Source organism: Granulicella pectinivorans, from assembly GCF_900114625.1.
Taxonomy (GTDB): domain Bacteria; phylum Acidobacteriota; class Terriglobia; order Terriglobales; family Acidobacteriaceae; genus Edaphobacter; species Edaphobacter pectinivorans.
The window spans coordinates 1,649,036-1,675,783 of record NZ_FOZL01000001.1 but is presented as its reverse complement, the minus strand read 5'-3'; the positions used below and the strand labels follow the sequence as shown (position 1 = coordinate 1,675,783).

General features: G+C 63.3%; 21 protein-coding genes and 2 tRNA genes. 12 read left to right on the top strand and 11 right to left on the bottom strand.

The window, feature by feature from the left end; all coding sequences use genetic code 11:
- Positions 1–13: 13 nt before the first annotated feature.
- The 4 genes from BM400_RS06670 to BM400_RS06655 all read right to left on the bottom strand — a co-directional run bounded on the left by BM400_RS06670 (position 14) and on the right by BM400_RS06655 (position 2,541).
- Positions 14–610, bottom strand: coding sequence for a hypothetical protein (locus BM400_RS06670; protein WP_089837796.1), 597 nt, complete (start codon positions 608–610; stop codon positions 14–16).
- Between the two features lie 32 nt (positions 611–642).
- A complete protein-coding gene (locus tag BM400_RS06665) occupies positions 643–1,665 on the bottom strand; it encodes a YheT family hydrolase (RefSeq protein WP_089837794.1) in 1,023 nt (340 codons plus the stop codon).
- On the bottom strand, positions 1,662–2,399 hold the full coding sequence (locus BM400_RS06660) for a DUF72 domain-containing protein (RefSeq protein ID WP_089837792.1): 738 nt from the start codon (positions 2,397–2,399) through the stop codon (positions 1,662–1,664). Before BM400_RS06660 ends, BM400_RS06665 begins: the two co-directional genes overlap by 4 nt.
- 67 nt (positions 2,400–2,466) lie before the next feature.
- Positions 2,467–2,541 (bottom strand) — tRNA-His (locus tag BM400_RS06655).
- Between the two features lie 70 nt (positions 2,542–2,611).
- Between BM400_RS06655 and BM400_RS06650 the strand changes: the two genes are divergently transcribed.
- From BM400_RS06650 to BM400_RS06635, 4 genes are all read left to right on the top strand, one after another.
- On the top strand, positions 2,612–3,145 hold the full coding sequence (locus tag BM400_RS06650; RefSeq protein ID WP_089837790.1) for a DUF4112 domain-containing protein: 534 nt from the start codon (positions 2,612–2,614) through the stop codon (positions 3,143–3,145).
- 29 nt (positions 3,146–3,174) lie between these two features.
- Positions 3,175–3,251, top strand: a tRNA-Pro gene (locus BM400_RS06645).
- A gap of 596 nt (positions 3,252–3,847) precedes the next feature.
- Positions 3,848–7,084: a carboxypeptidase-like regulatory domain-containing protein gene (locus tag BM400_RS06640; RefSeq protein WP_089837788.1), complete on the top strand. Its 3,237-nt coding sequence runs from the start codon at positions 3,848–3,850 to the stop codon at positions 7,082–7,084.
- Positions 7,085–7,170: 86 nt separating this feature from the next.
- Positions 7,171–8,157: a ThuA domain-containing protein gene (locus BM400_RS06635; protein WP_089837786.1), complete on the top strand. Its 987-nt coding sequence runs from the start codon at positions 7,171–7,173 to the stop codon at positions 8,155–8,157.
- Here BM400_RS06635 and BM400_RS06630 read toward each other — a convergent pair whose 3' ends face one another.
- Positions 8,158–8,559 carry a hypothetical protein gene (locus BM400_RS06630; protein ID WP_245781721.1) on the bottom strand — a complete coding sequence of 134 codons (402 nt, stop codon included), beginning with the start codon at positions 8,557–8,559 and terminating at the stop codon, positions 8,158–8,160.
- Positions 8,560–8,820: 261 nt separating this feature from the next.
- On the opposite strand from BM400_RS06630, the gene BM400_RS06625 reads away from it, so the two are divergent.
- The gene (locus BM400_RS06625) at positions 8,821–9,729 is read left to right on the top strand and encodes an alpha/beta hydrolase (protein ID WP_089837784.1); all 909 of its coding nucleotides are present in this window, start codon (positions 8,821–8,823) and stop codon (positions 9,727–9,729) included.
- Between the two features lie 62 nt (positions 9,730–9,791).
- Here the strand turns inward: BM400_RS06625 and xylA are convergent, their stop codons facing one another.
- Positions 9,792–11,111, bottom strand: a complete 1,320-nt coding sequence (gene xylA, locus BM400_RS06620; protein ID WP_245781966.1) for a xylose isomerase — start codon at positions 11,109–11,111, stop codon at positions 9,792–9,794.
- Between the two features lie 165 nt (positions 11,112–11,276).
- Positions 11,277–12,563, bottom strand: a complete 1,287-nt coding sequence (locus BM400_RS06615; RefSeq protein ID WP_089837780.1) for an ROK family transcriptional regulator — start codon at positions 12,561–12,563, stop codon at positions 11,277–11,279.
- A gap of 302 nt (positions 12,564–12,865) precedes the next feature.
- Between BM400_RS06615 and BM400_RS22775 the strand changes: the two genes are divergently transcribed.
- The 5 genes from BM400_RS22775 to BM400_RS06590 are packed head-to-tail and all read left to right on the top strand — an operon-like array spanning position 12,866 to position 19,163.
- Entirely contained in the window at positions 12,866–16,150 is a 3,285-nt protein-coding gene (locus BM400_RS22775; RefSeq protein ID WP_089837778.1) for a TonB-dependent receptor, read from the top strand.
- A gap of 42 nt (positions 16,151–16,192) precedes the next feature.
- The gene (locus BM400_RS06605) at positions 16,193–16,789 is read left to right on the top strand and encodes a carboxymuconolactone decarboxylase family protein (RefSeq protein ID WP_089837776.1); all 597 of its coding nucleotides are present in this window, start codon (positions 16,193–16,195) and stop codon (positions 16,787–16,789) included.
- On the top strand, positions 16,782–18,023 hold the full coding sequence (locus tag BM400_RS06600; RefSeq protein WP_245781720.1) for an MFS transporter: 1,242 nt from the start codon (positions 16,782–16,784) through the stop codon (positions 18,021–18,023). Before BM400_RS06605 ends, BM400_RS06600 begins: the two co-directional genes overlap by 8 nt.
- 10 nt (positions 18,024–18,033) lie before the next feature.
- Positions 18,034–18,612, top strand: a complete 579-nt coding sequence (locus tag BM400_RS06595; protein ID WP_089837772.1) for a carboxymuconolactone decarboxylase family protein — start codon at positions 18,034–18,036, stop codon at positions 18,610–18,612.
- A gap of 2 nt (positions 18,613–18,614) precedes the next feature.
- A complete protein-coding gene (locus BM400_RS06590; RefSeq protein ID WP_089837770.1) occupies positions 18,615–19,163 on the top strand; it encodes a carboxymuconolactone decarboxylase family protein in 549 nt (182 codons plus the stop codon).
- Between the two features lie 68 nt (positions 19,164–19,231).
- Here BM400_RS06590 and BM400_RS06585 read toward each other — a convergent pair whose 3' ends face one another.
- Positions 19,232–19,972 carry an anti-sigma factor family protein gene (locus BM400_RS06585; RefSeq protein WP_089837768.1) on the bottom strand — a complete coding sequence of 247 codons (741 nt, stop codon included), beginning with the start codon at positions 19,970–19,972 and terminating at the stop codon, positions 19,232–19,234.
- A 3-nt stretch (positions 19,973–19,975) separates the two neighbouring features.
- Positions 19,976–20,512 (bottom strand): RNA polymerase sigma factor, encoded by a 537-nt coding sequence (locus BM400_RS06580; RefSeq protein ID WP_175528899.1) that lies wholly within the window; start codon positions 20,510–20,512, stop codon positions 19,976–19,978.
- 208 nt (positions 20,513–20,720) lie between these two features.
- On the opposite strand from BM400_RS06580, the gene BM400_RS06575 reads away from it, so the two are divergent.
- Positions 20,721–23,474, top strand: coding sequence for a TonB-dependent receptor (locus BM400_RS06575; protein ID WP_089837764.1), 2,754 nt, complete (start codon positions 20,721–20,723; stop codon positions 23,472–23,474).
- A gap of 394 nt (positions 23,475–23,868) precedes the next feature.
- Here the strand turns inward: BM400_RS06575 and BM400_RS06570 are convergent, their stop codons facing one another.
- Together BM400_RS06570 and rpsD are read right to left on the bottom strand one after the other, a co-directional pair.
- Positions 23,869–24,099, bottom strand: coding sequence for a hypothetical protein (locus BM400_RS06570; RefSeq protein WP_089837762.1), 231 nt, complete (start codon positions 24,097–24,099; stop codon positions 23,869–23,871).
- A 130-nt stretch (positions 24,100–24,229) separates the two neighbouring features.
- On the bottom strand, positions 24,230–24,853 hold the full coding sequence (gene rpsD, locus BM400_RS06565; RefSeq protein ID WP_089837760.1) for a 30S ribosomal protein S4: 624 nt from the start codon (positions 24,851–24,853) through the stop codon (positions 24,230–24,232).
- A 498-nt stretch (positions 24,854–25,351) separates the two neighbouring features.
- Between rpsD and BM400_RS06560 the strand changes: the two genes are divergently transcribed.
- Positions 25,352–26,746 (top strand): glycoside hydrolase family 28 protein, encoded by a 1,395-nt coding sequence (locus tag BM400_RS06560; RefSeq protein ID WP_245781719.1) that lies wholly within the window; start codon positions 25,352–25,354, stop codon positions 26,744–26,746.
- Positions 26,747–26,748 lie beyond the last annotated feature (2 nt).

Genomic DNA, 26,748 nt, shown 5'->3' with positions numbered 1-26,748 from the left:
TTGCCGCGTTACGCTAGCTTGGCGCGAAGTCGCGGCTGCGCAGCAGCGAGACCACGGACTCGAGCGCGGCTCCCCAGTTCTCCTCCGCCGTGTGGATGTCGGAACCAAGGGCACGGACATAAACGCTGACCGCAAAGCCCTCCTGCGGGCCTGCAAGATCCACGAACGCCGGGCGGATGATGCAGTCGAGCCCCGCGTACGGCTGGTCCAGCGCGGCAGCCAGACGCGTGAGCTTATGCAGAAGCTGGCTCTGCTGATGGAACGAGGCAAAGCTCGTCCGGTCGCGCCACACCAGGTCGATGTACGTCGCAAAACCGGTCAGCAGATCGGCCGTGTCGAGCGCCATATCCAGGTTCAGCTCCAGCGTTTCGACCTCCTCCCTGCTCATCACCCAGGCATCGCATTTCGCGGTAAACACCGGCGAGCGCGGCGCGTTGAGTGCGCGAAGAGCCTGCATCAGCGAGGGGTACTGCTCCGCCTCGGGAAGCTGGTCGAAGTCGTAGGGGTTGAGGCGGAGATCGACGAAGGCCGCAGGCCCGTTGGGGTCCTGCCAGGGGACGACTAGCACGGGATCGTCGGCTGCGCATTCTGCGGACCACTCAGCAAGCATCCGTCCATTATCGCAGCTATCGAGGCAATTCCCTACCCTGCCGCGCTCCGCAGAAAGGCGAGCAGGGTTGTCTCGGCCCAGTAACCGTCGTCGTTGCGCGTGGGATCGGGTGTGGCGAGGAAGGCGCAGTGGCCTCCGTGGGCGGGTTCCAGGAGCGTGATGCAGGCGTTCGCGGCCAGCTTGGCGCGGGACTCGTCCGTGATGACCACGAACGGATCGTCGCACGCATGGAGAATGAGCGTGGGCACCGCGATGCGGTCGAGGACGCGCGCAGCAGCGGCACGGTAGTAGTAGTCGTCCGCGCTTTGGAAGCCGGAGTAGAGCGCCGTGATGCGATCGTCGAAGTCGCGCAGCGAGTCGAGCGCGTCAGCCTTCGACGGGTCGAAGACGCGCGGGAAGAGCATGGCCTTCATCCGGAAACGCCGCCGAAGAGCCTTGAGAAAGCGCCGCTCGTACAGACGGTTGACCGGCGCGTGCAGAAGGTCCGCGGACGGCCCGAGATCGACTGCAGGGGAGACGCCGACGACGGCGCGAAGCTGCGGCGGTGCCTCGTTGCCGAGCTCCCCAGCCAGCTTGAGCACCAGATTCCCACCCATGGAGTAGCCGACGAGCGCCACGCGTTCGAGGCGCTCGCGGACAAGGAAAAGGTTCATGACGGCGCGCACATCGCCCGACAGACCGGAGTGATACAGCGTGGGCGAGAGGCGCTCGGTGCCGCCGCAGTTCCGCATATTCATCCGGACGACGTTCATCCCCGCGGCGAAGAGCTTGTTCGCGTTGCCGACAACGTATTGCGAGTTCGACGAGCCCTCAAGACCATGCAACAGGATGACCGTCAGCCGCTCCGCGCGCACAGCCTCCGGCTGCCAGTGGCAGTGGCAGAGCACCTGGCTGGCGATTTGCGTGTCGGCACCCGGGGAGACGACAACGTACACAGCCTCCGCCGGCGGCAACTTGTCCGTACGCGGCAGGAAATTGCCGACAATCGTTTGGAGGTGGCCGTTCGTGAGCCAGCGGCGAGGCGTAAACGGCCTCGGCGTGAAGGCTGGCTTCATCCGCGGGCCCCGAGCGTCTGCAGGAGCGAGGCCGCATTCAGCGGGCCGGTTGGCTCGTCTTCATGGCGGAAGTAGGCGTAGACCTCACGCGTTTTGGCAAGGTCCCGGAAGCGCGTGGCGAAGGCTTTGAGCTCCTCGGGGGTGTAGCCTCCGGTGCGGCGCAGACGAAAGCACGCAAGCCCCGGCGCGGGATGAACCTCGGGCGTAGCGAGGTCATCGGACTCCGCGACACACAGGGCTGCATGGCTCGCCGCGAGCACCTGATAGGTCGCATCGGTAAACCAGGACTCGTGCCGAAACTCAAACACAAGCTGCCTCCCGGCAAGGGAGGGCATGCTGAGGAAAGACGCAAGACGTTCAGCATCGGCTTTGAAGTTGGGTGGAAGCTGGAAGAAGAGCAGGCCTAGTTTGCCGGCTTCGCGCACCGGCTCGAGCGCGATCAGAAACTCGTCCACGGCTGCGGCACAGTCGCGCAGTCGCTTGAAGTGCGTAATGCCTTGCGGCGCCTTGAAGCTGAAGCGGAAATCGCTGGGCGTCGCCGCAAGCCAGCCGTCGAGCATCGCACCCGTGGGCAGCGTGCGGAAGGTGTAGTTCACCTCAACCGAGTTCAACTGGGAGGCATAGAACCCGAGAAACTTCTTCGCGGAGGTACCGGCCGGGTAAAACCCCGGTTTCCACGTGGGATAGGCCCAGCCGGAGGTGCCGGCCAGAACCTTTGAGGGCGCGTCACTCATGCGAGCTCGCTGAGTAAAGAGGTGCTATTGGGCCGGAATCCCACGAAATCCCGCCTGAGAGGTTTTTTGGGGCGGCTAGTGGGTTTCGAACCCACGACATCCGCTGCCACAGAGCGGCGTTCTGCCACTGAACTATAGCCGCCACAATAACCTGATTATAGCATTCCCGGACGATTTGGCGCATCGTACTGAGAGAAGGAAGGGCTGACTCCATGATTCCTGCAGTGAAACCCGAGATTCTCTCTCCGCGCATGAAGCGGGCGGGAGGTCTGGCGAGCGACGAAAACCTGGATTTCCTGTCGCATCTGTTGGACGACTACTTCAAAATCCCGGGGACGACGATCCGGTTCGGGCTCGACGGCATCATTGGCTTTATCCCCGGTTTTGGCGATATCGCCGGGGGTGTCGCCTCCTGCATCATCATCATCGCGGCCTGGCTGCGCGGCGTTTCCTACGTGACGATCACGCGGATGGTCGTGAACGTGGGCATTGAAGCCGCCGTTGGGGCCGTGCCCGTGCTGGGAAACCTCTTCGACATCGGCTGGAAGGCCAACCGCAGAAACTACGCCCTCCTGACAGGAAGCCTGCAGGAGCCGGTACGGCAGAAGCAGAAGAGCTGGCTCTTTCTCGCCGTGCTCTGCGTCACCCTGGCGCTTTTGCTGATTCTGCCCGTTCTCGCGCTCGGCTGGATTCTGCTGCATCTTGGACAAGCGATTGGTGCCGATCTGCATCGGATAAGCTGGTAGAGGCAGATTTAGGCTAAAATCGAACCAGTCGGGGCGTAGCGCAGCCTGGTAGCGCATCTGCTTTGGGAGCAGAGGGTCGGGAGTTCGAATCTCTCCGCCCCGACCATCACACCACATCTCCAAGTCCACACCCCGCGCTGGCGCACCGGTCTCTGTGCTTTCTCCACGGTCCATCCTCGCACGCCTCGGGCATGACTTCGAAACAAAACCCTCGCCTGCACGCGGCCCGCAAAACTCGCTCCCTCTTCGCACACGATCTTCCTCCCGAAGAGGCATGAGCGATGGCCAAACCACGTCTCCTAGCGCGCGCAAAAGGGCTTCGACGGAAAGCCGTGGCACCTTCCGCCGCCGTGATCGTCCAGCCCCGTGGAAAACACCTTCGGATCGCCCGGGAACGCCTCTCTCCTTCGCACCGCGGATTTATATTTCGCTCGGTAAATAAATCCGTACGCGCAGCCCTCGGCGGGGATTCGCCTGTCATAAACACAGGTTCTCCCCCAAGAAATCCAATGACGCCCACAATACTTGTGACGATTTTCCCTTGACAGTGGTGTACGGCCTCCATATATTTTGCGACGACTAAAAAACACGGTTTCGCTTGCATCCTCTTGAACCCTCCTCTCACGGGTGGTCCAAATCTGACTGGTCGGAGGCGCGAACGGCTGAGTTGAGTCAACGTTGAAGTGCTTCTGGAGGCAAGACATGAAACACCTATTTTTGACCGCCATCGTCATGGCATGCGCTTCCACCTCTGTCGTCTATGCCCAGGCAGTAGACAGCCAACAAATCAGCGGAACGGTCACCGATCCCACAGGAGCCGCGGTCGTCGGCGCAACAATCACCGTCACCAACGCCGCCACCGGCCTCAGCCGCACCGTGCAGAGCAATGGGGACGGCTTCTACGTCGTGCTGAACCTGCCCGTCGGAACCTACACCATCACCACCACCATGCAGGGCTTCAAGAAGGCCGTGACCAATGGCGTCGCCGTCGACGTCGGAGCAAAACCCGCCGTCATGGTCCAGTTGGCGGTCGGACAGGTGGGCGAATCCATTGAAGTCAAGGCCGATTCGCTCACCATCCAGACCACCACCGCCGAGATCGGCGGCCTCGTCACCAGCACGGAAGCCACCCAGATCCAGTTGAATGGCCGCAACTACGTCCAGTTGTTGACCCTCCAGCCGGGTGTCTCGCAGACCGTGGCCAGCGGCTTCGCCATCTTCGGCACCTACGGCGTCAACGGAAACTCACAGTCCGTCAACGGCATCCGCACCGACTCCGCGAACTTCTTCATCGACGGCGTGGACAACAAGGACAACGGCGGCGGCGGTAACAACTTCGTCAATATCTCGCCCGACTCCCTGCAGCAGTTCCGCAACGTCGCCTCCAGCTACGATGCCAGCTACGGCGGCACCTCCGGCGCAACCGTCTCGGTGGCCATCAAGAGCGGCGGCCGCGACTTCCACGGCAGCGCCTATGAGTACCTCCGCAACGACGCCGTGCAGGGCTACCCCTTCCGTCCGCTCAGCGCCACCCAGACGCCCGTCAAGGCGCCGCTGCGTTACAACGACTTCGGCTACACCATCGGTGGTCCCGTCTGGATCCCCGGCCTCTTCAACGACAGCCGCGAGAAGCTCTTCTTCTTCGCCGCCCAGGAGTACAAGCGCCTGCGCACCTCCACGGTGACGAACATCACCGTCCCCACGCCGGCGGCCATCGCGACCGCCATCGCCGGAGGCTCCACCGCAACCGGCCGCGCCCTCGCCGCAACCGTCCTCACCGACCCCAGCGGCAACTACCGCTATCTCAGCCTCGGCAACAACAACCAGTCCGAGTACCTGGTCAAGGTCGACTACAACCTGAACGAGAAGAACCAGATCAGCGGTCACTTCGTGCACGACAACGTGCTGAACGTCGGCAATCCAACCAACTTCGTCATCTATGACCGCACCATCCCCGGCCTGACCTCCTCGCTGCAGTGGACTCACACCTTCAACGCGAAGACAGTGAACATTGCGACTGGCTCCTACTCCGGAAACATCATCAACGAGGGTGGAAACATCCGTGCGAACTCGCAGTTCACCGGTGCCAAGATCCTCCGTTCCGACTTCGGACTCACCTATGCGACGCTCTACAACGCCTCGCCCATCATCCCCCAGATCACCATCACCAACTACAGCAACCCCGGCGTCACTCCGCGGCAGTTCGATAACTCCCAGCGCATCTACGCGCTGAAGGACGACTTCTCCCGCATCCTCGGCAACCACTCCGTCAAGATCGGCGCCTACTTCTGGCGCGCTCGCAAGAACCAGACGGCGCCCCCGCAGTTGAACGGTGCCTTTACCTTCACCAGCCTGTCCAATCTCGTCAATGGCAACTTCGCCAGCTACACCGAGGGAAGCAACACGCCCCAGGTCCAGGCGCGCTTCTCACAGTTCGAGACCTACGTGCAGGACGACTGGACCGTGAACCGCCGTCTGACCGCGAACATCGGTCTACGCTGGCAGTTCATGCCGCCCATCGCAAGCTGGCCCGGTAACACCGCCTTCTTCGACCCGAACTACTACGATCCGACCAAGGCCGCGACCATCAACCCCACAACCGGTCTCATTACCTCGGCGCCCGCTCCCTACAACGGCCTCATCCTGCCGGGCAACGGCTTCTCCGACAAGGCCAAGCAGGTCGTCGCGCCTGCGGTCTACAACAATCCCCAGGTCCAGGCGCTCTTCCACGGTCTGCCCGCCGGCATCATCAACAACACCTACAACACCTTCGCACCGCGCGTTGGATTCGCCTACGACGTAACCGGCAAGCAGGAGACCGTGGTTCACGCCGGGTACGGCATGTCCTACGAGCGCGTCGAAGGAAACTACATCTACGGCGCAGCCTCCCAGTTGCCCTTCGTCGCCGTCGCTTCGCTGGCCAGCGCGGGCAATGCGGATAACCTCGGCAGCATCGGCATCAACAGCTCCGCGCCGAACAACATCAGCAACTCGGCCGCCCGCAACCTGGCCCCGCCACGCATTCACAACTACAGCATCGGCGTCCAGCAGAAGGCCTTCAGCAACACCTCGCTGGAGCTGAACTACGTCGGCTCGCGTTCCACGAACCTCACCTGGCTCAAGGACCTCAACCAGGGAGCAGCCGGCACCGAAGCCGCAAACCCCGGGATCGCACGCAATGCTCTCCGGCCCTACAAGGGATACGGCGAGATCCTGCAGTACACCAACGGTGCGCACTCCAATTACAACTCGCTCCAGGCGCGCATGCAGACCCGCTTCAAGAGCGGTGGTCTCGTCACCCTCTCCTACACCTGGTCGCAGTCGCTCACCTACGGTTCCGCCTACAACTACCAGCCGCAGGACAGCACCAACCTTGCCGGCGACTATGGTCCGGCCAGCTTCAACCAGCCCAAGATCTTCGTCGCCAGCTACGTCTATCCCATCCCGTTCTGGCAGCATGAGCACGAGTGGTACAAGCAGGCTCTAGGCGGCTGGCAGGTCTCAGGCCTCACCCGCATCGCCAACGGTCTGCCCATCAACGTCATCCAGGCCTCCGGACAGTCGGTCGCCGGCAACCTGGTCACCACCGCCAGCGTCGCCCAGCGTCCCAACCTGGTCGGCCCCCGCTATGTCCATAACGGCAACGGCAAGCAGTACCTCGACCCCAACGCCTTCGCAACACCGGCGGCGGGAACCTACGGCAATCTCCACTACGACGACACCAAGGGACCTCTGTTCAACAACTGGGATGCCGCTCTCCAGAAGAACTTCAAGGTCGCTGAAAAAGTTGGTGTAGAGTTCCGCGCGGAGATGTTCAACGTCCCCAATCACCTCTCGCCCTTCACCGTGAACTCGACGCTTGGCGCAAGCACCTTCGGTCAGGTAGCGACCGCAACCGATGCCCGCACCATGGAGTTCGTCCTGCGCCTCAACTTCTAACCCGCTTCCATCACCCTGGAGGGCCCGATGTTCGCATCGGGCCCTTACTTTTTCGATTCGCTTTCTGGCAGTGACGGAGGATCATCATGAAGAAGTTCGTACTCACACTCGCAGCCGGATTCTTGTTCGCATCGCCCGCGTGGGCCGCGCAAAAGATCCATGTCCTCATCCTCGATGGCGAGAGCGCCGCCTCCTACCATAAGTGGGCCGCCGAGACGCCCGTCCTCAAGAAGGAGCTCGACGAGGCCGGTCTCTTCGACGTCGATATCCTCACCGCGCCTCCCGCGGGCGGCGACTTCAGCCAGTTTCACCCCGACTGGAGCAAGTACGGCGTCATCGTCCTCAACTACGATGCCCCCGACGAACGCTGGTCTCCGCAGATCAAAGAATCGTTTGAGAAGTACATGAACGCCGGCGGAGGACTCGTCACCGTCCACGCCGCCGACAACGCCTTTCCCAAATGGAAGGCCTATAACGACATGATCGGTGTCGGCGGATGGCGCGGACGCACCGAGGAAGCCGGCCCCCACTGGATCTGGAAGGACGGCAACCTTACCGAGGACGAGAAGCCCGGACGAGCCGGTGTCCACGGAAACCGCATTCCCTTCCTCGTCACCGCACGCAACACCACCCACCCCATCATGCGCGGCCTTCCCGCAACGTGGATGCACCAGGGCGACGAGCTCTACGCCAACCTCCGCGGCCCCGGCAAGATGACCGTCCTCGCCACCGCCTACTCCGACCCCAGGAACCACGGCACCGGAGACGATGAGCCCATGGTCATGGTCTCGCAGTTCGGCAAGGGACGCGTCGTCCACACCACATGGGGACACGACGTCTTCGCGCTCAGCTCAACCGATGCCGTCGTCATCTTCAAGCGCAGCGTCGAGTGGGCCGCGACCGGCAAGGTCACCCAACCCGTTCCCCCAACCTTCCCCACCGCAAACACGGTCACCTTCCGCGCGGACCTCGCCGCCATGGATCCCAACGCCGACAAGGGCGTCAACGGCTTCGACCTCACACCCCCCGTGCGTCCGGCGCGCCCTGCTCCGGAGCCGCCCGCCGCCAGGTAATCAGCGTGGGCTGACAGGCGGCTTCACCCACCTGTCGGCCCACTGCAGAAAGTACTTGATGTTCGGCGCGTCCGTGTGTCCACCATCATGCTGACGCCAAGCCAACTGCCCATCCAGCAGCCCTGTATTGACCGGCGGCATCTGCGCAGTGCGGTAGTCTTCCGTCACACCCAGATCCTGAGCCCCCAGCAGGCGATAGACCGGCTGCGCCGCCACGGTCGCCATATAGCTCCCCTGCTGATCGAGCCATTTGGCGTCCCCCCGCTCCGGAATCCCATAGCTGATAAACGTCAACCGCGGTGCGCAAAGCACAATCAGTTCATGCGCATCCACCGCAAAAGCCGCAACACCGGAGCAGCACGAAAGCAGAAGCGCGCGGAGGGAGCGTTGCGAAGGGCGCATGAAAAACTCCGGAGGCCTATTTCTTTTGGCCGCAAAATAAAGAGCAGCATAGACCACCGAGGCAACACAGGCAAGCACCTTCCGCCAAACCTGCAAGGTAAAGCTCGCGCGGAGGCACCGGTTAGCGGCCAGCAGACTCCGCAACCGCAACACGTGTCGTCTCGGTATAATCCGGCTCTGTTTCTTTTCTGCGTCGAACAATAGCGCTGAGCCAAGGCGGCTCGCTTCATCCCGAAGAACACCTGCTCCAAGGAGATTCTGATGACCTCCCTGCCCCGTCTCTTGCTGGCATGCGCCGCTCTCACCGCCTCAGCCTGCGCCCAGCAGTACACCCTCCCCCTCTGGCCCCACGGCAATCCCGAACCCACCACCATCACCGGCCCCGAAACCGACCCCACTACGGACGCCAACCGCATCGTCTCCGGAAAAGTAACGATTCGCGTTACCAATGTGAGCAAGCCACTGCTCTCCGTCTACCAGCCCGATGCCGCACACAACACAGGCGCGGCAGCCCTCGTCTTTCCCGGCGGAGCTTACATCCGGCTCGCCTACAACATCGAGGGCACCGAAGTCTGCGAGTGGCTGAACTCCCTCGGCGTCACCTGCCTCCTCGTCAAGTACCGCGTCCCCCAGCAGGGACACTACCCCGAGAACGTCGAGGACCTCGAAGACGCCCAGCAGGCCATGCGCATCGCCCGCACCCACGCCAGAGAGTGGCACATCGACCCCGACCGCATCGGTGCCATCGGCTTCTCCGCAGGAGCACACCTCGCCGCCGCGCTCAGCACCCATGCGGACTTTCAGGGCAGCAACGTGCCACCATCCACCATCGACGCCAAACCGAACTTCCAGATGCTCCTCTACCCCGGCTGGCTGAACGGCTCCGGGGGCAAGGTCAATCCCACCGTGCAGCCCACCCCCACCACGCCTCCCACCTTCCTCATCATGGCAGAGAACGACTACACCGCACACGTCGAGAACGCACTCGTCTACTTCCAGGCCTTGAAGGACGCGAAGGTCCCCGCCGAACTGCATCTCTTCACGCAGGGTGGCCACGGCTTCGGCCTTCGCCCGACAGACCTCCCCATCTCCCGCTGGCCCGCCCTCGCTGCGGACTGGCTGAAGACCATCCATATCCTCGGCACTCCAGGCCCCATCGGCAGGCCCTAACGCACGCTGCGCGCCCATGCCCGAGGGCACAAGCGCGCAGAGTCGTAGAGCGTGAAACAGGTTTAGAGCTTGGCCGAGTAGATCGCACGCATCAGCAGGTTCTCGATCTGCTCCTGCTTGCCCGAGCGTGGCTTCGGGTTGATGCCATCCGCCAGCGCCTTCGCCGCAATCTCATCCAGGCTCATCTTACCGGAGAGCATGGCCGCTGCGTCGGGCTTGCTCCAGCCCGCATAGCGCTCCGTCAGCAGAGCATCGTAACGGCCATCCTCAATCAGCTTCGCCGCCGTCAGGAACGCACGCGTGCAGATATCCACGCCGCCCACATGAGCGTGGATCATGTCCTCCGCCGTAAAGCTCTGGCGCCGCACCTTCGCATCGAAGTTGCATCCGCCCTTGCCCAGCCCGCCCGCCTTGATGACGTGATACATCGACATCGTCATCGTCCACAGGTCGTTCGGGAACTGATCCGTATCCCAACCCAGCAGCGCATCGCCGCGGTTGATATCGAGCGAACCCAGCACGCCCAGGCTGCCCGCCGTGGCGATCTCATGCTCGAAGCTGTGCCCCGCGAGCGTCGCATGGTTCGCCTCGAGATTCAGCTTCACCTCGTTCTCCAGCCCAAACCGCTTCAGGAAGCCATACACCGTGGCCGCATCGAAGTCGTACTGGTGCGACGTAGGCTCCTTCGGCTTCGGCTCAATCAGAATCTGCCCCTCGAAACCGATCGTGTGCTTGTACTCCACCACAAGCGTCAGGAACCGCCCCATCTGCTCAAGCTCCTGCTTCATATTCGTGTTCAGCAGCGTCTCGTACCCTTCCCTGCCGCCCCACAACACATAGTTCGATCCGCCCAGCTTCTTCGTCACGTCCATGCAGTTCTTCACCGTGGCCGCGCACCACGCAAAGACATCGGGGTCCGGGTTCGTCGAAGCACCGGCCATGAAGCGCGGATGCGAGAACAGGTTCGCCGTACCCCACAGCAGCTTCGTCGACGACGTCTCCATCTTCTCCGCGAAGTAGTCCGCGATCACATGCAGGTTCTTCAGCCCCTCGGCCAGCGTATCCCCCGCAGGAGCGACGTCCGCATCATGGAAGCAGAAGAACGGAAGATCAAGCACACGGAAAAGCTCAAACGCGGCATCGGCCTTTACCTTCGCCTGCGCAATCGGATCGCCCGCACCCATCCACGGACGTTCGATCGTCGGTCCGCCAAACGGATCGCTGCCGTTCATCGCCAGCGAGTGCCAGTAAGCCACCGCAAAGCGCAGATGGTCCTTGAGCGGCTTGCCCAGCACGACCCTCTCGGCATCGTAGTACTGATAGGCGAGCGCGTTCTCGCTGGATGGGCCTTCATACTTCACGGTTTCGAACTTGCTGAACACGGTTTCCAAAATCGTTCCTCCTGAATAAAGCGCAAACGGATAAAAGCGCGAACGCCATCCCTTGGAACCGTTGCAGCGCGATGCGCCTCCGACAGTGTCCTCAGGTGCGGGCGAGACGAATTATTTTTATCACGAAAACATATCCCGGGACTACACCATGCACCGCTACGTCTTGCGAACCCGCTTCACCGCAGCCGTCTTCTTCGCGGCCACTTTCTTCGGCGCACGGTCCGACTTCTGGTTGCTGTGCGATGCCCGGTAGTACCCCGAATGCCGCTGCAACACCACCGCAGCCGCACCCCGCAACAACGCCAGTTCACCATCCCCGCACCGCACCAGGGCAGGCGCGGATTGGGTCAGCAGACCAACCCCGCACTCACGCTCGATGATGTCCTTCACCATGTCCCAGTAAATGGTGATATCCCCAGCAAAAAGAATCACATCCGGCGACAGCGCCGCGTTGATCGTACGCAGTCCGCGCCCGATCGAAACGCTCTGCCGCTCGATCGCCGTATGCGCGGCCGCATCGCCATTCACCGCCAGCCGGATCAGCTCGCTCATCGTGATCCCACCCGCATGCGGCACCAGCTCCTGGTAGTACCGGATCGCCGCCCGCGACGAGGCAAACATCTCCCAGCACCCATAGTGTCCGCATCCGCACTGCGGCCCGTTGGGGTCCACGCAGATATGTCCAAACTCCCCCGCAAGCCCCTTCCGTCCCAGCACCAGCCGTCCCTCCGCCAGCACCGCCGCGCCGACACCCTCGGAGATCGCCACCAGGATCGCATTCCGAACCCCATCCACATGCCCGAACCAAAGCTCCGACAGCAGGCACGCGTTGGCATCGTTCTCCAGCTCCACCCGCAGCTTCAGCCGCTTCGAAAGCGTGCCGGACACGTCATAGTCGAGCCAGTCCAGATTCGGCACCAGCATCAACCGGTTCGTCTCCGGATCGATCCGCCCCGGAACGCTCAACCCCACACCCTCAAACCGATGCCGCGGAAACTGCTCCCGCAGCCTCTCCATCCCCGACGCAATCGCCTCGATGCTCTGCTCCACATTCGAAGCCAGAGGCACCAGCGTCCGCGTCAGGAATCGCCCATTCAGATCGATCACCGCGATCACCGCCTGCGTCGGCCTTACATCCGCCACCAGCATCACCAGCGAATCGTTCAGCGACAGCATCGTGGGCCGGCGTCCGCGCGCCGTCTTCACCACCGCACCTTCGCGAATCCACCCCTCCCGCAGCAACTGGTCCACGATCGAAGACACTGTGCTCGGCTGTAGCCCTGAAGCCCTCGCCAGCTCCACCCGCGCAATCGGCTGCATCTCCCGCACCCGCTCCAGGATCACATCGCGATTGATATCCCGCGTCAGCTCCGTGGAGGCAACCTCCACATACGCAAGCTCACGCACCGCACGCACCCGCAGCCTCTGCCCGCTCGCCTTCATCGCGTACCGTCCGCGTTCATTTGCGAGAACCGTTTGAAAGAATGCATGTTCTCTATCGATTCCATAGACAATTCAGGGCCCTGGCCTGTTCATTTGATTTCCCACGTTATCACGAAATAAATGAAGATCGCCGCGCAGACAAACAAGCCAGGCCCGCCCTCCGGCACAACGCGACACGTCGCCGCCACACGCGGAGGCTCAATCGAAAGTAGGAGTTACCTCTACACCGCTGTGAGGGCGACAGCCTGTATCCGCCTCTCTATAGTTTCGCTTGGCTCCAAACGAGACATTCAGAGGTACGCATGCATTCTTCACGCCGGCAACGGTCGATCTTTTTCGCTGCCATCTGGGCACTTGCCCTGATCATCGCCAGCGGCCCCCTCTTCGCCCAGGCTCCCACGGGAACCATCGAAGGAACCATCACCGATCGCAACGGGTCGATCGTGGCCAACGCCCACATCAGCCTCGTCAGCCGCGCCACCGGGGTCCATCGCGAACTCGCCGGAACCGCCAACGGACGCTTCCGCTTCTCCGCCCTTCCCGTCGGCGAGTACTCCATCACCATCGACTCCACCGGCTTCGCGCCATTCCTTGAAGATGCCATCCAACTCACCGTCGATGGCACCATCCGCATCGACGCCGTCGTCGTCCCCGCAACGTTGCAACAGTCCGTCGTCGTTCACGCCGGCACCGAGAACATCGATCTCGCCACCAACACCCTCGGCAAGACCGTCACCCAGCGCGAGATCGTCGATCTCCCCCTGAACGGCCGGAACTTCGCCCAGCTCGGCCTCCTCCAGACCGGTGTCGCTCCCCTCACCTCCGGCCTGCTCACCGAAGGCGGCTCCCTTCGCGCCGGCCAGTCCTACGTCGTCAACGGACAGCGACCCGAAGCCAACAACTTCATCCTCGACGGAGCCCAGAACGTAGACCGCATGGACGGCGGCTTCGCCCTCCGCATCCCCATCGACGCCCTCCAGGAGTTCCGCATCCTCACCGCAACCGCCTCGCCCGAATACGGCGGCAACATCGGCTCCATCACCACCATCGTCACCAAGAGCGGCACCCCGCACTATCACGGCACAGTCTATGAGTTCTTCCGCAACGACATCCTCGACACCCGCAACTACTTCTCGCAGGGCGTAGAGCCACTCAAACAGAATCAATACGGCGTCACCGTCGGCGGTCCAGCCCTCGGCAAGCGCCTCTTCTTCTTCAGCTACTACGAAGGCCTCCGCAACCGTGCCGGCATCACCACCTCCGCCACCGTCCCCACCGCCGCCCAGCAGGCCGGAGACTTCTCCGCCAACGCCACGCCTCTGCTCAACTTCGCGGCCGGCGGCACCCCCTTCCCCGGAGGCAAACTGCCTGCGGGCGCCCTCAGCCCCGTCGGCCTCAACGTAGCCAGGTTCTACTACGCCGGCAACACCTCACCCTCCGTCTACACCAGCACCCTCGTCGGAACCAACAACTACGACCAGACCGGCCTCCGCCTCGATCTCCATCACACCGACGCCGACTCCTACTTCCTGCGCTACTCCTACTTCACCGGCTTCAACCTCAACCCCATCTCCGTCCGCGGCTCCGACCTCCCCGGCTTCCCCACCCGCGACGACTACGCCGTCCACTCCGCCGTCATCGGCAACACCCACCTCTTCGGCGCGCACATGAGCAACAACGTGCAGACCTCGTTCTTCCGCTACGGCTTCCTCTTCGACCAGCGCCTCAACCAGAACGGCCCACGCACCCTCGGCTTCAACTACGACTCCGCCTCCGCCATCGGCCAGGGACCGCCCTTCTTCAACCTCAGCGGCTACTCGCCCGTCGGCGGAGCCATCACCGGCCCACGCACCTCCGTCCAGAACACCTACGAGGTCTCCGACACCCTCTCCCTCTCGCACGGCTCCCATCTCCTGCGCTTCGGCGGAGACTTCGTCCGCAACCAGTTCAATCTCTTCCAATCCGTAGCCCCCAACGGCTTCTTCGTCTTCGCCTCCTCCTTCCCCACCAACGACGCCTTCGCCAACCTGCTCCTCGGCGCGCCCGTCCTCTTCTACCAGGGCCTCGGCAGCTTCGATCGCGGCGTCCGTCACTGGGGCCTCGCCGCCTTCGCCACCGATGAGTACCGCGTCGCCCCGCGCCTCACCATCAACGCAGGCCTCCGCTACGAGATCATCAACCCCAACACCGAGATTCACGACCGCCTCAACGCCTTCGTCCCCGGCCAGCAGTCCACCAAACATCCCGAAGCCCCCGTAGGCCTCCTCTACCCCGGCGACACCGGCATCGGCAAAGGCATCGCCAAAACCGACTACCTCGGCTTCGGCCCGCGCGTCGGCTTCGCCTGGGATACCTTCGGCACCGGCAAAACCTCCATCCGCGCCGCCTACGGCATCTTCTACGACCCCTTCTCCAACGGCTCCAACGTCACCGCGCAGGGTCCCATCTCGTCCCTGCCCTACGCCCAGTTCGTCCAGATCTCCGGACAGGTCAACTTCGCCGCCCCCTACACCGGCCGCACCGTCCCCCAGCCCAACACCTTCACCCAGCCCGCCACCGCCTTCACCATGGACCCCAGGGCCACGCCGTCAAACGCGCAGGACTGGAACCTCGGCATCCAGCAGGATCTCGGCGCGGCCTTCGTCCTCGAAGCCCGTTACGTCGGCACCAAAGGCACCCACCTTCCCCGCAACATCGAGGCCAATCCAGCCGTCTTCGGCCCAGGAGCCACCTCCTCCAATGCCGACCGCCGCCGCCAGTATGCCAACTGCCGCCCCAACAACGGCCCCTGCGACTTCGCCACCGTCGGCGAACTCACCTACGGACAGAACTCCACATACCACGCCGCCCAGGTCTCGGTCTCGCGCAGCTTCCAGCACGGCATCGGCATGAACGTCTCCTACTGGTGGTCCAAGACCCTCGACTATCTCTCCTCCATGAACCTCCAGGGCGCATCCGCCAAGCCCCTCAGCGGAGAAAACGACCTCGCCCAGAATCCCTTCAACCTCAAGGGCGAGCACGGACCCTCGCTCTTCGACGCCCGCAATCGTTTCGTCGCCAGCGTCATCTGGCAGGTGCCCTTCGCCAGCCACACCACCGGCCTCACCCGCGTCCTCCTCAACGGATGGCAGCTCAACGCCATCGCCGTCGCCAACAGCCCCACGCCCTTCACCGTCTACGACAGCACCAACGTCTCGCTCCAGGCAAGCTCGCCTCCCATCTCCGGATACTTCGCCAGCCGCCCCAACCTCATCGGCAATCCAAACCAGGGTCCGCACACCGTCGCCCAGTGGATCAGCCCGTCGGCCTTCCAGCGCCTCAACCCCGCCACGCAGGCCGGACAGTTCGGCAACTCCGGACGCAACGTGGCCCGAGCCCCTGCCTTCACCAACGTCGACGCCTCCGCCGTCAAGGACTTCCTCCTCCACGAGACCACCTCCCTCCAGTTCCGCGCCGAGATGTTCAACGTAGCCAACCACGCCAACTTCGGCGTTCCCATCGCCGACCTCGCCTCGCCCAACTTCGGACGCGTCCTCCAGTCCGGCTCCCCACGCCTCATGCAATTCGCCGCCAAGATCCTCTTCTAACCAAGAGCCAACAGCCAATAACCGGCAAAACAGAAGGACCAAATGCAACCTCCCATGTATCTGCCCGAAGTCGAGAACAACCCCCAACCCGGTCCGCACCGCAACCTCATCGAGCGCACCCGCGAACTCGGGCAGGAGAACTGGCAGATCTGGAACCTCTTCGCCTTCCGCCCCGAGATGACCATCCACATGGGCCGATTCACCCACGCCGTCATGCACGAGGAGGGCCCCATCACCCCGGCCCTCCGCGAACTCATCGCCGCCTACACCTCCTCGCTCAACCACTGCGAGTTCTGCATGCGCTCCCACGCCGCCGTCACAGCCGCACTTCTCGACGAAGCGACGGTCCACGCCGTCCTCACCGATCTCGACACCGCGCCCATCCCCGACGCCGAAAAAGCCCTCCTCCGCTTCACCCGCAAAGTCACCCTCGACTCCGCCCACATCACCCCCGCCGACATGGCCCCGCTCCACGAGCTCGGCTGGGACGACGCCGCCCTCTTCTACGCCATCACCGTAGCCGCCCTCTTCAACTTCTACAACCGCTGGGTCTCGTCGAGCGGCGTCCATGCCGTCTCCCACGAAGGTCACGCGCTCCACGCAGCCAACATCGCCCAGCGAGGCTACATCCGTGCCTAACGAAACCTCCCTCTCCTACCCCGGATGGCGCGTCGCTCTCGCCGCCTTCGTGGGCGTCATGGTCAGCTTCGCCGCCATGGTGCCCTTCACCTTCAGCCTCTTCCTCACCCCTCTGCAGGACGCCTTCGGCTGGAAGCGCGAAGCCATCTCCCGCGCCTTCGCCATCACCGCCCTCACCGTCGCGGCCTGCTCCCCCACCATCGGCACCCTGCTCGACCGTCTCGCCCCCCGCCGCATCATCCTGCCCTGCATCCTCGTCTTCGCCGCAGGCATGGCATCGCTCTCGCTCCTCGGGCCCCACATCGCACAGTTCTACGCCACCTACCTCCTCCTCGGCATCGTCGGCAACGGAACCGCACAACTCGCCTACTCCCGAGCCGTCCTCACCTGGTTCGAGCAGCGTCGCGGCCTCGCCCTCGCCGTCGTCCTCACCGGCAGCGGCACCGGATCCATCCTCCTGCCCATCATCGCCCAGCACGTCATCACCACCCACGGGTTCCGCGCCTCCTACCTCACCCTCGGTGCCATCGCCCTCCTCGGCTTCCCCCTCACCGCACTCCTCGTGCGCAACCGCGCATCCGCATCAACCCCACACCACACCGCCTCCCCCATCCGGATCGGCTCCGTCCTCGGCACGAAGATCTTCTGGCTCATCGCCATCCCCGTCATGCTCTCCGCCCTCAGTCTCAACGGAGCCATCGCCCATCTCGCCGCGCTCCTCACCGGACGCGCCGTCACCCCCGCGAGCGCTGCCATCGCCCTCTCCATGCTCGGCGTCTCCGGCATCCTCGGACGCCTCATCACCGGCCATCTCCTCGACCGCCTCTTCGCCCCCTACGTCTCGCTCGCCGTCCTCCTCGTCGCCGCCGCCGGCATCCTCACCCTCGCCTTCGCCAACACCGCCGCCACCGGCATCCTCGGAGCCTTCCTCATCGGCTTCGGCTCCGGCTCCGAGGCCGACGTCGTCCCCTTCCTCATCGCCAAATACTTCGGACGCACCCGCTTCTCCACCCTCTACGGCCTCACTTGGACCGCCTACGCCGTCGGCGGAGCCATCGGCCCCGTCTTCCTCGGCCACGCCTTCGACCAGTCCAAAACCTATCTCCCCTCCGCCGTCGTCGCGCTCGCAGTCCCCCTCATCCTCGCCGCGATCCTCCAACTCTTCCTCCCCAGATATCCCGAAGCCCTCACAACCGCAAACGCCCCGGTCACCCTCGAACCGGCCCACACCTAAAGGAGTCACCATGCCCCACATCGACCTGCCCAACCTCCCCGGAATCCGCGGCCCCATGGCCTTCCGCCCCGAAACCTCCAAGCCCCTCAACGAGCTCGTCGAAGTCCTCCTCCGCCACCCCAGCTCCCTCACCCCAGGCGAGCGCGAACTCATCGCCACCTTCGTCTCCGCCCGCAACAACTGCCACTACTGCCAGTCCATCCACGGAGCCATCGCCGCCGCCCACCTCGACGGCGACGAAGACCTCGTCCTCTGCGTCAAGACCGACCCCAACAACGCCGCGATCTCCCCCAAACTCAAAGCCCTCCTCGTCATCGCCGGCAAGGTCCAGGTCGACGGCAAGAACGTCACCTCCGAAGACATCGCAGCAGCCCGCAGCGAAGGCGCCACCGACCTCGAAATCCACGACACCGTCCTCATCGCCGCCGCCTTCTGCATGTACAACCGCTACGTCGACGGACTCGCCACCATCCAGCCCCACGACCCCACCCTCTACCGTGAGCGCGGCAAGATGGTCGCCCGCAACGGATACGTCGCCGCCAACCTCACCAACGTCGCAAACCCACCCGCAGAACTGGTCACGAGGTAACAATGCCCCACATCGATCTGCCCGCAGAAATCCCCGGCATCGGCTCCGCCTTCGCCTTCCGTCCCGAGACCGCCAAACCCATGCGCGAGCTCGCCAACATCCTCCTCTTCCAACCCGGCGACCATGCCAGCCTTCCCTCGCGCGACCGCGAGCTCATCGCGGCCTTCGTCTCCTCGCGCAACACCTGCTTCTTCTGCCAGACCAGCCACGGAGCCGCCGCAGCCGCGCACACCGGCGGCAGCCCCGAACTCGTCGCCAGCGTCTGCACCGACCCATCCACCGCCGAGATCTCCAACAAGCTCAAGGCCCTCCTCGTCATCGCCGCCCACGTCCAGGGCGACGCCAAATCCGTCACCCCAGCCATCATCGAGCAGGCCCGCGCCGAGGGAGCCACAGACCTCGAGATCCACGACACCGTCCTCATCGCCGCCGCCTTCTGCATGTACAACCGCTACGTCGACGGCCTGGCCACCTGGCAGCCCCGCAACGAAGCGATGTACGCCACCATGGGCAAACGCCTCGCCACCACCGGCTACGCCGCCCCAGCATAGACACCCCGTATGCTTTTACGGCACGGCATCGGCCGTGCCGTAAAAGCCACCTCCAACCGGAGTAACGCCTAAGTCCTGGGCCCATCCTGCACATACTTCTTATAAGCCGCGATCCAGTCCGTAGTAATCGCCCTCTGCGCCGTCCCCAGATCGATCGTCTGGTTGCAGACCATCTGGTGCAGCCTCTCCTCCAACTGGTCCTTCGCCCGCGCATTCCAGACCCCACCCTGATACGCCTGCGGCCAGAGATTGCGGATATCGTCCGTCCCGCCCAACTGTGGATTCACCAGATAGTCGATCTGGTAGTTCTTCTCCATCCCCGCCGCCGCAATCCCATACTCCTGGAACACCGCATGCTGGATCGAGGCCGGCAAAACCGGGTCCAGGTCGTCATCGTCATCCGCAGCCGAGCAGATCTCGCTCAGCGAAACCGTACGAATCGCCCCCGGCGTCAGCGACAGATTCGGCACACTCCCCACATCCCCACCCGCATGCCTCCCGGACCCACCCCACCACCCAAGCCCCACCGCCGCCAGCAAAAAGCACGCCGCCACCGCCCACCCCACAGACCTCGGACGAGAACCCGCCCCACTCCGCCTCAGCGCCCCCTCAAGACGACGCCGCGCCCCCAAAGAAGCCCTCGCCTCCCCGCCAAAGATCGCCCCCACCTCATCCATCGTCCGCCGTGCCGAAGCCACCCGCTCCCCACACGCCGCGCACTCCGCCACATGTCCCCGCATCCTGTCCGCCTCGGCCGGTGAGGCCTCGCGATCCAGCAACCGCAGCACGTCTTCGTCCGAAAGATGCATCCTCTACCTCCCTCCCGCGCGTTCCAGCCGAGCCATCGAACGCGCCAGCGAAGCCGCCACCGACCCCAGCGAGATCCCCACGATCTTCGCAATCTCCCGGTACCTTAGCCCATCCGCCCTCAGCCGCAGACACCTCTGGTCCACCAGCGGCAGCGCCCCCAGCGCCGCCTGCAACCGCGCATGCCTCTCCCCAAACAGAGCCATCTCCTCCGGCCCCGGCCTCTCATCGAAACACTCGACCGTCTCGGCAACCTCCACCGTCTTCCGGTACCGCTTCTTCAGCGCCAGGTTATGCACCACCTGGTACAGCCACCCCTTCAGATTCTCCCGAGACCCCTGCTTCCGTAGATGCTGGAACAGCGCAAGAAACGTCTCCTGCACCACATCCTCCCCATCCTGCACCGGAATCCCGAAGCTCACCGCATACGACAGCAGCCGCGTCCCCAGCAGGTCGAACAGGTCCAGCACCTCGTCCTCCAGCCCCTCCGCCTCCCGGGGAACACAAAGCTCGATCACCGGATTGGCAGGAAACGAAGACATAGGAAGTGCAACCAGTATGCAATAAACACACCGGCGCAGGCCAAGCCTCCCATCCCCGCATAAAACCCGCCCCAGCCAAAAAAACCTGAACAAAAATCGCCCCGCAGGGATATACAAACAGACACCCGAAGCCGCCATCTCCCGAACGCCTCGCCCGATCTGTTTCGGCGCACGAACTAAATCGCTTCACCACGCATAGGACCAACAGATGCCCTCCAGCTTCCGCCTCGCTCTCGTCTCCTTCGCCCTCTGCCTCTCCGCGCTCGCCCAGACCCCCACCGGCGAAATCCGCCTCCGTCTCAAGGACCGCGCCGGACTCCCCACCGCCGCCCAGGGAACCCTCACCGGCCCCACCTCCAGCCACACCCGCACCATCGAAGTCGCCCCCGACGGCACCCTCGACATCCCGCAGCTCCCCTTCGGCATCTACCAGCTCCACCTCGCCGGACAGACCCTCGAGATCGCCGTCCAGTCCCCGCGCCCCATCGAGCGCTCCCTCACCACCGCCCTCCCCGGCCTCTCCACCACCGTCAACGTCGTCGCCTCCACCCCCATCGGTGCCCTCGACATCCCCCTCGCCGACGTCCCCACCCCCGTCCAGACCCTCGACGCCCGGACCCTCCAGGACACCAACGCCATCGACCTCACCGACGCCATGAAGCGCCGCCTCAACGGCGTCTACGTCAACGAGAACCAGAACAATCCCTTCCAGCCCGACCTCAACTATCGCGGCTACACCGCCTCGCCCCTCGTCGGAGCACCCGCCGGCCTCTCCGTCTACATGGACGGCGTCCGCCAGAACCAGCCCTTCGGAGACGTCGTCCCCTGGGACCTCATCCCTAAAATCGCCATCCAGTCCATGGAACTCATCCCCGGCTCCGACCCCGTCTACGGCCTCAACACCCTCGGCGGAGCCATCGCCATCCAGACCAAATCCGGCCTCACCAACCGCGGCGTCTCCGTCAATGCCTACGGCGGCTCCTTCGGACGCCGCGCCGTCGACATGGAACTCGGCACCGGCAAAGGCCCATGGAACCTCTTCGCCGCCGGCACACTCTTCCACGAAGACGGCTGGCGCGTCCAATCCCCCTCCAGCGTCAAACAGTCCTTCGCAAAACTCGCCTACAACGCAGGCAACACCGCCTTCTCCCTCTCCGGCGGCTACGCCATCAACAACCTCATCGGCAACGGCACGCAGGATATCCGCGCCATCAACCGCACCGTCGGCCTCAACCACGGCTACAACAGCGTCTACTCCATCCCCGACGACACCTACCAGCACTCGCCCTTCCTCACCCTCAATGCCAGCCAGTCCCTCCGCCACGGCATCGCCATCAACCTCAACGCCTACGTCCGCTACACCCGCACCAACACCTCCAACGGCGACATCAACGACGATTCCTTCACCGAGTCCCTCTACACCCTCAGCAACACCGACAAGAACACCCTCACCAAGGCGGGCATCCCCTTCCCCACCACCCCCATCAACGCCGCCAACACGCCCTTCCCCTATCTCCGCTGCCTGGCCGCCGCCATCGCCCTCACCTCCGGAATCACCACCGCGGAACCCGCCGAGAAATGCAACGGCGTGGACACCGACACCGTCAACCGTCAGCACGCCTACGGCACCACCGCAGCCCTCGCCTGGAACACCGCGCACAACAAGCTCAGCGTAGGCGCAGGCTTCGACCGTGGCGGACTCACCTTCATCCAGAACGCGCAGTGGGGCTACCTCAACCCCGACGGCCTCACCATCACCCGCGTGCCCGCCTTCGATGACGGCAGCGAAGTCGGCGATGACGGCACGCTCGACGACAGCCGCGTCAATCTCCACGGCGTTACCACCACCCCCAGCTTCTACGTCACCGACACCCTGAGCTGGAAAAAGTGGGTCTTCAACGCCGGTGGACGCTACAACCACACCGACGTCGACAACCACGACCGCCTCCCCCGTGCAGTCTCCGGACGCCCCGGACTCACCGCCGACAACAAGTTCCAGCGCTTCAACCCCACCGCTGGCGTCGTCTTCAAGCCCAACACGCTCCTCAACGCCTACTTCGACTACGGAGAATCCAGCCGCGCCCCCACCTCCACCGAACTCGGATGCGCCGACCCCAACTTCCCCTGCTCGCTGCCCAACGCCCTCGTCAGCGATCCGCCCCTCAAACAGGTCGTCAGCCGCACCTTTGAGTTCGGTGTCCGTGGCAATCCGGACGGACGCATCCGCTACGCCGCCGGCTTCTTCCACACCATCAACAATGACGACCTGCTCTTCGTCGCCTCCCAGCAAACCGGCTTCGGCTACTTCCAGAACTTCGGCAAAACCCGCCGCCAGGGCGTCGAAGCGTCCACCAGCGCCCAGTTCCGGAAGATCGGCGCAGGCATCGAATACACCTTCCTCCAGGCCACCTATCAGAGCACCCAGGTCATCGAGGCCGACAGCAACAGCAGCAACAGCAACGCGACCGGCGGCGAAAAGGGCGTCACCGACGGCGGACTCATCACCATCGTCCCCGGCGACAACATCCCCCAGGTCCCCCAGCACCTCCTCAAGGTCTACACCGACTACCACCCCCTCAAAAAGCTCGCCGTCAGCGCCGACCTGCAGGCCATCGGCAGCTCCTTCGTCAAAGGAAACGAAAACAACCTCCATCAGCCCGACGGCCAGTATTACCTCGGCAGCGGCAAGGTCCCTGCCTACGGCGTGGTCAACCTCGGCGCACGCTACACCTTCAGCCCCCACTACCAGCTCTTCGCCGAGATCAACAACCTGCTGAACCAGCGCTACTACACCACCGGCCAGCTCGCCACCTCCCCCTACAACGACAGCGGAGCCTTCGTCGCCCGCGAGTTCGCCCCCTACCCCAGCGGAGACTACCCCGTCCGCAACACCACCTACGTCTCCCCAGGAGCCCCCATCACCGTCTTCGGAGGCATGAAGGTCTCCTTCGGCAGCCACTAAACCCAGCCCTAACCTTCCAGAGCCCCAAGGCTTGAGCCTTGGGGCTCACAGGATCGCCCGGAATCTGGGCTTTAGCCCCTGGGGTATGCTCTCCTGCCCTGGCCTCAACCGTCTCCACGACACCCATTCGCACCGAGCACTCAAATCACCACGAAATGACCACAAAATCCATACAATCTCCCACGTTTTACCGTCCAAAAAACTACAGGTAAAACCCGAAGAAAACCGAAGAAACACCCATAAAACCCAAAGAAACGCCACGAAAGCCCACAAAACCCAAAGTTGAATATTTTCAACAACATACAGGCGTGGCAAAACAACGAAAAGGTGTGGTGAGATCGACACACGTTAACCCGAAAGTTAACGTGTGTCTGAAAATTGGACTGACCAATCGCTAATGCGTCAGGTGACTCGGCATCGCCGCAGCTTCCTCAAACTGCCCCGACGCCGTCATCTCCGCAAGCTGTTCCATCGCCTCCCGGATCATGTTCGCGGCCTGCGCAAACGCCTCCGGAGCCAGGCAAATCGTGACCGGCCCCACACTCAAATGGATCGAACGGCATCCACACAGGTTGATACGGCCAAGCCCAGTACGTTCGGCAAGAGTGACATTGAACTCATCCATGCTGTACTCCTTCTGTATCGCAAACCGTGCGAAACCATAAGCTCGCAGCTCTCAACTCATAGAAAATAAAAGTAAAACCCGAAACCAACCACGAGCCTTTGCCCGACTCGTCCTCGGCAACGGGTCTCAGCTAGACGCCGCGCTTCGCGTAATACTCCGCCACCTGGTTCGAGTTGAACTCGAATGGAACATGGCTCGTATCCGGAATCGAAAGCAGGACGCCCCGATTCGTCGCATTCTGGTCCGGAACCTGCAGAAAGGAAGGCAGCGGAAGCCGTGGACTCTCCCGGGCCTGCAGCGTAGCCGCCATCTGGCTCGCCCGCGGCAACAGCAGGATCGTCGCGCCCGGACGAAGGATCATCGACCCGATCGTCTCGCGCCTCCCATCCACCTGCACATGCCCATGCGACACAAGCTGCCGCGCCGCCGCCATGCTCCGCGCAAACCCCAGCCGGAACACAACATTGTCCAGACGCCGCTCCAGCAGCCCAATCAGAGCCTCGATCCAGTTCTTCGGCTGCAGGCTCTTGGCCTTGCGCACAAAGTGCCGCATTTGCTCCTCGCGCAAGTCATAGTGAAACAAGAGCTTCTGCTTCTCTCGAAGCTGCACGCCAAACTGCGAAAGCTTCGCCTTGCGCCTCTGCCCATGCTGTCCAGGAGGATAATTCCTCTTCTCCAGCGCCCCAGGCTTGCCCAGACCGGGCAACTCCAGACCCAGCGCACGCTGGATCTTCCATTTCCTTCTCTGACTCATGCTGCGATCTCCAATCTCCCGAGACCTGCGGTGCTTCGCCAAAAGACAGCCGCAGAACTCAGTCCTTGAATATAAGACTAGATCAGTCCGATATCCCGGTCAACCATGAAATGAGCGGCTTGCAAAACAGGAGGGCCTCCCTCGTTGTCTTTTTTGGCGAAGCACGAGAGAGGCCCGAGATCGTCAACCCGAAGGCTGGGACCACCCCCATGATAGACGACCCATCCAGCCACAAACCCGGGTGCCCCTCATCTCGACTTTGAGATGTGGGTTCGTCCATCGCAACGAGGTCTTTGGACGCCCACCACGCACCCCACCCAAGGAAACGACTTCATCGTCCCAATATCGCGGTCCAACCAATTCATGCTAGCCTTTCATGGCCAAAGCGAGGGCCCCACGCCCTGCACTGAAAAACAAAGGAAAACCATGACTCACCCCATCTGGCCACGCCGAAAATTCTTAGAAACTACCGGAAAAGGTCTGGCCACTTTGCCCTTCATGGCCTCCCTTCCTCTGCCCGCTGAAGCCCAAAAGCCCCGCAAGCCGACCGAATCCCACGAACCAACAGGACCCGCCGTTCACCTCAACGTCCGCGATCTCGGCGCACTCGGCGACGGTAAAACGAAGGACACCCTCGCCCTCCAGCAGGCGCTCGACCGATGCAGCGTCTTTGGCGGCGGCGAAGTCGTCGTCCCAGCAGGCGACTATCTCACCGGAGCCCTCCTCCTGCACTCCAACACCACCCTGCGCCTCGAAGACGGCGCCACCCTCCTCGGCTCGCCCGACATCGCCGACTATCCCATGACACAGGTCCGCTGGGAAGGCCGCTGGATCAAGGGCTACGGAGCCTTCCTCTCCGCGCAGAACGCCGAAAACGTCACCATCCTCGGCAAGGGCAACGTCACCGCCAGCCCCGCGATCAAGGGCCGCATCCGCAACGCCGACGGCTCCCCCTTCGTCTACAGCCGCCAACCCGGAGCCTCGAACCTAGCCCGCCAGGACATCATCCGCAACCCCGCCCTCATGGAGTTCACCCACTGCAAGAACCTCCTGGTCCAGGACATCGTCACCCAGGGCAACGACATGTGGTCCATCCACCCCGTTTACTGCGAGAACGTCACCTTCAAAAACGTCATCATCCGCAGCGGAGCCGACGGCATCGACGTCGACTCCTGCCGGCATGTCGTCATCGACGGCTGCCAGTTTGACACCCGCGACGACTGTATCTCGTTGAAAAGCGGACGCGGCATGGAAGGCAACACCATCGCCGTCCCTTGCGAAGACGTCCGCATCTCCAACTGCACCTTCACCGACGCCACCTGGGCCTGCATCGGCATCGGCAGCGAGACCTCCGGCGGCATCCGCAACGTCCTCGTCGAACACTGCAAATGCCTCGGCGCCCGCACCCACGCCATCTACATCAAGAGCCGCCCAGGCCGCGGAGCCTTCATCGAGAACATCACCATGAACGACCTCGAGGTCTCGAACGCTAAGCTCGGCTTCCTCCGGCTCAACTTCCTCAACAGCGGCCTGCAGGATCCCTACCCTGTCCCCGGCCTCGACGGCATCCCCACCGTCCGCAACTACACATTCACCAACATCCGCGTCACCGACGTCCCCGTGCTCGTCACCGCCAACGAGATCCACCCCGACAAACCGCTGGACGGCCTCACTATCCGCAATGTCACGGGCACCTGCGAAAAAGGCCTGTTGCTGGCCAATATGAAGAACGTTCACCTCAGCCAAATCAAGGTCACCGGCTTCACCGGCCCTCTCATCAGCACCTACAAGGTCACTGGCACCGGCCTCACGGGAGCCGCCCCTCTCGAAGCCCCCAAGGTCTCCGGCCTCATCGCCGCTCCCGCAACGCCCTACGTTCTCGGCCAGAAATAAGG